Origin of the sequence: Escherichia sp. 93.1518, from assembly GCF_013368915.2 — a bacterium.
Taxonomy (GTDB): domain Bacteria; phylum Pseudomonadota; class Gammaproteobacteria; order Enterobacterales; family Enterobacteriaceae; genus Escherichia; species Escherichia ruysiae.
Genome location: NZ_JABWMT020000095.1, coordinates 1 through 943 on the forward strand (window position 1 = coordinate 1; position 943 = coordinate 943).

Consider the following 943-nt stretch of genomic DNA (forward strand, 5'->3'; position numbering starts at 1 on the left):
GACTGTTCAACGACTGCCGCTGTTTTTTTCGCATCACTTTCCGTACCGGAAAAATGACGCCTGACTCTGGCCATCTGCTCGTCAAATCTGGCCGCATCCAGACTCAAATCAACGACCAGATCGCCTACCGGTTCAGCCATACCGGACTCCTCCTGCGATCCCTTCTGATACTGTCATCAGCATTACGTCATCCTCCGTCATGTCCGCCACATCCGGGGAAGTAGGGATAACTTCTTTCCCGTCCGGGCCAAAGCGGACGCCTCCGGCAAGCCCTGCCGCTTTCTGCATCAGCACATCATCTTCAGGCTCTTCGTCAGCCTCGCGCCGGTTCAGCAGACTGAAATCCAGCGGATGCATATCCGGATCGCTGAAAAACAGGCTGAGTACGGTGTACGTCAGCCCGGAAAAGTGCATATCCAGCAGAACATCATGAAAATAATGGGTACTGTAAAAGCGGTGCCAGTCGGCATACTCCGTGGATGACATCCCGGCAAGCATGGCGCGCCAGTCGGGTCGCCCCATCTCACGCGCCAGTTTCAGGGCAAAACTCAGCTCACCGTCGAACACTTTCCCGCAGAAACAGGCTCTGCAGGCCCGGCGTCCTCTGCCTGTTCAGGGGCATTATTCACCACAAACTCAGACATTCCGGACAGACGTAACACCACGTTTTCAGCCTGAGCAATTGCCTCCGTGGGCCAGGTGGTAAGCACTTCCTGCTCAATCTGCGTAATGGCTTCATTCATGGACGGCAGCTTTGTCTTCTGTGGATGGTTATGCCACAGAGACATCGCCACCAGAAACGCCCCGCCTCTGATAAGCTCCTCTACAGACACCTGCAGGTTGCCACTGGATTCAGCCTTTTTTTCCTGCTCTTTCAACCAGGCAAGATGCTCAATACGCTGCAGGGCTGACAGTTCAGAAAGCGTGACGGTCACGCCGTTAT

Annotated in this window: 3 protein-coding genes; all 3 read right to left on the reverse strand. The window is 54.8% G+C overall.

Annotated elements, in window-relative coordinates; all coding sequences use genetic code 11:
- Positions 1-140, reverse strand: a 140-nt coding sequence (locus tag HEN21_RS22535) for a hypothetical protein (protein ID WP_001537943.1), incomplete at its 3' end; no start/stop codon positions are given.
- Complete coding sequence (locus HEN21_RS22540) at positions 133-567, reverse strand: phage tail assembly protein T (RefSeq protein WP_089585604.1); 435 nt, start codon at positions 565-567, stop codon at positions 133-135. The genes HEN21_RS22535 and HEN21_RS22540, both read right to left, overlap by 8 nt.
- A partial coding sequence (gpG, locus tag HEN21_RS22545; protein WP_286192517.1) for a phage tail assembly chaperone G occupies positions 549-943 on the reverse strand: 395 nt, incomplete at its 5' end. The genes gpG and HEN21_RS22540, both read right to left, overlap by 19 nt.